The 5,555-nt window shown below is 47.2% G+C and carries 6 protein-coding genes; 1 reads left to right on the forward strand and 5 read right to left on the reverse strand.

The genetic code is table 11. The features are described from left to right. Positions 1-395: 395 nt before the first annotated feature. Positions 396-1,652 (forward strand): hypothetical protein, encoded by a 1,257-nt coding sequence (locus QZ105_RS10050; RefSeq protein ID WP_293729787.1) that lies wholly within the window; start codon positions 396-398, stop codon positions 1,650-1,652. A gap of 190 nt (positions 1,653-1,842) precedes the next feature. Here QZ105_RS10050 and secF read toward each other — a convergent pair whose 3' ends face one another. The 5 genes from secF to QZ105_RS10075 all read right to left on the reverse strand — a co-directional run. Beyond that, entirely contained in the window at positions 1,843-2,724 is an 882-nt protein-coding gene (secF, locus tag QZ105_RS10055) for a protein translocase subunit SecF (RefSeq protein ID WP_293729788.1), read from the reverse strand. Continuing rightward, complete coding sequence (gene secD / locus QZ105_RS10060) at positions 2,724-3,968, reverse strand: protein translocase subunit SecD (RefSeq protein ID WP_293729789.1); 1,245 nt, start codon at positions 3,966-3,968, stop codon at positions 2,724-2,726. Before secD ends, secF begins: the two co-directional genes overlap by 1 nt. Before the next feature lie 179 nt (positions 3,969-4,147). Then, positions 4,148-4,765, reverse strand: coding sequence for a 5-formyltetrahydrofolate cyclo-ligase (locus tag QZ105_RS10065; protein ID WP_293729790.1), 618 nt, complete (start codon positions 4,763-4,765; stop codon positions 4,148-4,150). Further along, the gene (gene yajC / locus QZ105_RS10070; RefSeq protein ID WP_293729791.1) at positions 4,725-4,997 is read right to left on the reverse strand and encodes a preprotein translocase subunit YajC; all 273 of its coding nucleotides are present in this window, start codon (positions 4,995-4,997) and stop codon (positions 4,725-4,727) included. Before yajC ends, QZ105_RS10065 begins: the two co-directional genes overlap by 41 nt. Before the next feature lie 81 nt (positions 4,998-5,078). Then, positions 5,079-5,555, reverse strand: a 477-nt coding sequence (locus tag QZ105_RS10075; protein ID WP_293729792.1) for a tRNA guanosine(34) transglycosylase Tgt, incomplete at its 5' end; no start/stop codon positions are given.

Below are 5,555 nucleotides of genomic sequence, written 5' to 3' on the forward strand. Positions count from 1 at the left end.
TCCTCCCTTACGCAATAACTCCATAAACCCACATTCCCAAAGAAAATTTTCGCGAAGCTCACAACCAATCTGCTTTTCTGCTGGTTGTAACTGCCTTTTTAGCTCTTATCGCATTTCTAATTTTCTGTTTTATGAATATCTAAATTAATATTCGATATTATTATGATACTCTGTTTTGCATAAGTCAATGTATACATTAGCTACATTTATGCCAATAGTCATAACAGCAAAAGGCTCAATAAAAAAGATGCCCAATTGTAACTACATACAACCAGACATCATTTTATAGCACATATAAAAATGGAAAACACCACAGATAATATGGTATAATATTAATATACTAGAAAATCTTATCTACTACAGATAAAAATCTACTATACAGGTGGTGAGATATAATGAATTACAATATCAACGATATTTTCAGCCCCCGCTCTTTTCCGGAAAACACCTACATCAGCCGTAAAATCAATGGTCACGAAACTATAGACGTTAAATTTCAAAAGGCCTTGTCGATGAAGGGTAATTTGATCTTTGTATCCGGCGCATCTAAATCCGGCAAAACCGTTTTATGCCGGCGAGTCATAGGATATGAGCATAGCGTCAATTTAAGCGGTAATCAGCTCGCCTCCAAAAATGATTTCTGGGCGCATATTGCTGAACAAATTCCTCTTTCTGACAGCGTTACCATCAGCAATGAATCTCAAACTGCAGTAAATTCAGAGTCTACCGAGGAGCTTGGCCTGGGCGTCACAGTCGCTAATCTGGGCTTTAGTCACAAAAAGGCACAAGATACTGTTTCCGGTACGCAGGTAACTGTTGCTAAAGCCAGAACTGAACGGCAAATAATAAAATATCTGATAGAAAATAATAAGGTATTAGTAATCGACGATTTTCATTATGCGTCTGACGAAGTCAAGCTGTATATTGCACGAACCTTAAAAACAGAACTGTTTAACGGGCTGAAAGCTGTCATTATCTCCCTGCCCTATAAAAGCGATGAAGCTATCAGATATAATCCTGATCTTATTGGCCGCACCACTTCTATCGATATCCCAGCCTGGCAATTGACTGAATTAAAGGCAATTGCTACCAAAGGATTTAATTTACTTAACAAAAATGTTTCTGACCGTCTGCTTGATAAAATAGCTTTGGAAAGCATAGCTTCTCCGCAGCTTATGCAGGAAAATTGTTTTAACCTTGCTTATTATCTGCAAGAAAGCAGCAATATTCCTGATGACGCTGCGATAAAATATATTTTTCAGGAAACTGCTTCCAACTATCATGGCTATTATGCCGAAATAATAGATAATATAAAAAAAGGCCCGTCGCAAGGACAGGGCCGCCGTACTGAATATTTGTTGACAGGAAAGCAAAGCACAGCCGATATTTATGAGCTGATTCTATTGGCCTTAAAGACCGATCCTCCTGTAAGCAAAATTAAAGTTGACGAGTTAAAAGCAAGAATAAAAAAGCTTCTTGCAGAAAATGTAGATTGTCCATCCACGTTGACCATAACGTCAACGATCAGCAAAATCACAAAAATAGTCCAAAAAATGCTGCCCAATATGGAAGTTTTGGCCTATAAAGAAAAATATCTCTATATCCTTGACCCATTTTTACTATTTTATCTGCGTTGGCATGAAGAAACATAAGGTCAACCTGCCAACATAAATGATAGCAGCGCCACATATACCTTAATATTTATCTAAAATATAAAATCCCGTCGCTAAGGCCATGCGAAATTAAATTTTTCGCCTGCCATTAAGCAACGGGATTTTTCTCATTCAACAAAAAAGCAGCCGTCAGGCCATCAAAGCCTAACGACTGCCAAAAACGATATTCTTATTCGCCAGCCTTCTTGCCGCGCAGGAAGAGCCACATGGGTCCTGCCAAGAAGGTGGAGGTATATGCGCCGCTGGAGAAGCCGACCAGCATAGCGAAGGCAAAGTTGCGGATAGTATCGCCGCCCCACAGGAAGATAGCCACAACTGCGAACAAGGAGGTGCCCACAGTATAGATGCTGCGTCCCATGGTCTGCCAGATGCTGTTGTCGATCATCTCGCTCATGCTTTCGCTGCGGCGGTGAATCTTTAAGTTTTCACGAATACGGTCGAAGATTACGATAGTGCCGTTGATAGAATAGCCTACTACCGTCAGCAGCGCAGCTACAAAGGAGGAATCCATTTCCATCTGGAACAGCGAGAAATAGCTCAGCGTTACCATGACGTCGATAATCAGAGCGATAATGGCCGCAATAGCAAATTTGAACTCAAAGCGCAGGGTAATATAAGCGATCATCAGAAACCAGGACAGAACTATAGCCAGTATTGCCTGCTGAATCAGCTCGCCGCCAACGGTAGCGCCGACGTTTTCCACGCGCTGAATTTCAAAATCGCCCAGCTTGCCCTTCAAATCGTCCATAACAACGCGGCGCTGCTCGTCGTCGATAACGCCGGTACGAATGAGCACCCCCTTAGATGCTTGGCCGCCGTCGCTGTTTTCCAGCTGAATGATGCTGTTGCCCAAATCATGCTCCTTGAGCACGTCGCGCACTTCGGCCACGGCCACAGGCTTCTGGAAGGATAAGTCCATGATGCTGCCGCCGGTAAAGTCGATGCCCAGGTTAAAGCCGCGGAACAGCATGGAGCCGATGCCGATGCACAGGAAGATAATAGTTATAGAAAAGAAAATCTTATAATGGTTAACAATGGAAAATTTACGCATTATTTAGCCACCTCCTGAGTGTCAGCCGGTTTGGGCGCGCTGGCGCCAAAGAAGGCGGGGTTTTTCGTAAGGTTGCTGTAAACCAAGAAGCGCATTAAGAATTTGGTTACGGTAACGGCGGTAAACATACTGAGCAAAGTACCTAAGGCCAAGGTTACGGCAAAGCCCTTGATGGGGCCGGTGCCTAAATAGAATAATACTGCCGCCGCCATCAGGGTCGTAATATTGGAGTCCAGAATGGTGACGATAGCGCGGCTGAAGCCGCTGTCCATGGCGCTGCGCAGAGTTTTGCCTCGTTTTACCTCTTCCTTGAAGCGTTCAAAAATCAATACGTTAGCGTCAACCGCCATACCGATGGACAGGATGATACCGGCAATGCCAGGCAGCGTCAGCGTTGCGCCTAAATAACGCATTACCAAAAGCAGCAGCATGACGTACAGCAGCAAGGCGATATCCGCTACTATGCCAGACAAGCGGTAGAAGATAAGCATGAAAACGAAGACGCCGATAATGCCGATGCTGAACGCCTTCACGCTCTTATCCTTGGAATCCTGGCCCAGAGTGGGGCCGACGGTACGGTTTTCCATAACCTCGATTTTTACCGGCAGACTACCGCTGCGCAGTAAAATTGCCAGATGCTCGGCTTCTTCCACGCTGCGGGAGCCGGAAATCTGCGCGCGGCCGCCGGTGATGGCTTCCTGCACTACGGGAGCGGTCAGCACCTCGCCGTCCAGCTCGATAGCGATTTGCTTGCCTACGTTACGCGCGGTCAGGTCGGCAAATTTTTTACCGCCCTCGTCGCTGAATTCCAGACCGACAACGGCCTGATTGCCCTGGGACACCTGCGCTCTGGCGTCCTTCAAATCCTTACCGGTCAGCACCACCTTGCCGCTAACGTCTTTAAATTGCAGCATAGCGGTACGTCCCAGCATAGCGATAGCCTTTTCCGGATCCTTAACGCCGGGCAGCTCCACGATAATACGGTCCTTGCCCTGACGCTGAATAACAGGCTCGGTCAGGCCCAGCTCGTTTACGCGGCGCTCGATAATTTTAACGCTGCGGTTGACGGCGTCGTCGTCCACCTTCAAATCAGGCGTATCCACAGCCTGCAGGACAACGTGAGTACCGCCCTGCAAATCCAAGCCCTGTTTAATGGAATTAGCCAGGGGGGAGATGTATACGCAGAAACCGCCGATTATAGCCAGAGCGATAACCAGAAATTTCCCGAATTCATTCCAACGCAAAATAATTTCCTCCTTAAAAATTGGATTTAATATATAAGCTAAAGCGGCGTGAGAGTGACATATTCCGCCTTCACTTACCAAGAGTCTCTTTTGAGCTGCTCGTTTTTTATCTATACGGGTAAATGTGCAATCCCGCTTTCACTTACTAAAAGCTGCTTTTGGCCTTGCTCGTTTTTTATCTACACGGGTAAATGTATAATACCGCTTTCACTTGCTAAAAGCTGCATATTGACGTCATAAGCATCCAACGGCAGCGCATCCTGCATAAGCGCGTCGTAAGCGACGCCCATGCGCACTGCCTGCCCGGCCTTGAGCAAAAATCTGTCGTAATAGCCTGCGCCCATACCCAACCGGCTGCCGTCGCGGCCAAAGGCCACTCCCGGCACCAGAATCAAATCTATTTCTTCAGGCTCCACCAGCTGCACTGGCTGCGGCGCCGTGCGGATGCCATAACGGTCCAGCGAAAAATGCTGCATATCCAGCAGACGTACAGGCACAAATTCCTTATCCGACGTAATCAGCGGCACAGCCACTATTTTCCCGTCGGCAAGCGCCTGCTCCAGTACGATATCCACGGACAGCTCCTTGCCAAAAGCCAAAAAGCCCATGATGCATTTCGCCTTACGGTACGCATCACAGGCCAGGATATGACGGGAAGCCTGCAAACTGCTGGCTGCTGCCTGCTCACCGGACATTTGGGCACGCAGCCTTTGCAGACGCCTGCGCAGCTCAATTTTCTTAGCTTCCACAACCATATTAGGCGTTTTTAGCGGGGTTTTGATAACCGCTGACAGCATTACGGGCCATTTCTATTTCCACGCCTTCAGCAACTCTTATCTTCACGCGCTTTTCAGAAATCCCGGTAATCGTGCCGTAAATACCGCCGATAGTAATAATCTCGTCGCCCTCCTTCAAGCCGTTAAGCAAATTCTGTCTTCTCTGCTGCTCTTTTTTATTGGGCCGCCACAGCATGAAGTAGAAAATGCCGCCCATGAGGAAAAACGGCCACAAAGAATTCAGCAATGCCATTGTATCTCCACCTTGCATAATCGCACCTCCATTTAAACTGTAATAACAATAATATATTCTCTATTATACTCCAAAAATCCTCTATCCGCGATAGTTTTCTAAAAATCTTTCTCTAAATTCAGGGAAGGTATCGTTAGCTATAGCCTCGCGAATCTGCTTGGTAAAATGCAGCAGGAAGTGCAGATTATGGATGGACAAAAGCCGCAGGCCGAAAATTTCCTCCGCCTTGAATAAATGGCGGATATAGGCGCGGCTGAAATTGCGGCAGGCATAGCACTGGCAGCCCTCCTCGATAGGCCGGAAGTCCTCGGCGTACACGGCGTTGCGTACTACCAAACGCCCGGTGTGGGTCATGGCCGTACCATTGCGCGCCACGCGGGTCGGGAATACGCAGTCGAACATATCCACGCCCAAATTTACCGCCTCCACGATGCAGTCGGCAGTGCCGACGCCCATCAGATAGCGGGCTTTATTCTTAGGCATAAGCTGCGTGGTCTGCCCCAAAATATCGTACATCAGCGGCTTGGGCTCGCCTACGGACAGGCCGCCGATGCCGTA

It is taken from the genome of uncultured Phascolarctobacterium sp., assembly GCF_905212365.1.
Taxonomy (GTDB): domain Bacteria; phylum Bacillota; class Negativicutes; order Acidaminococcales; family Acidaminococcaceae; genus Phascolarctobacterium_A.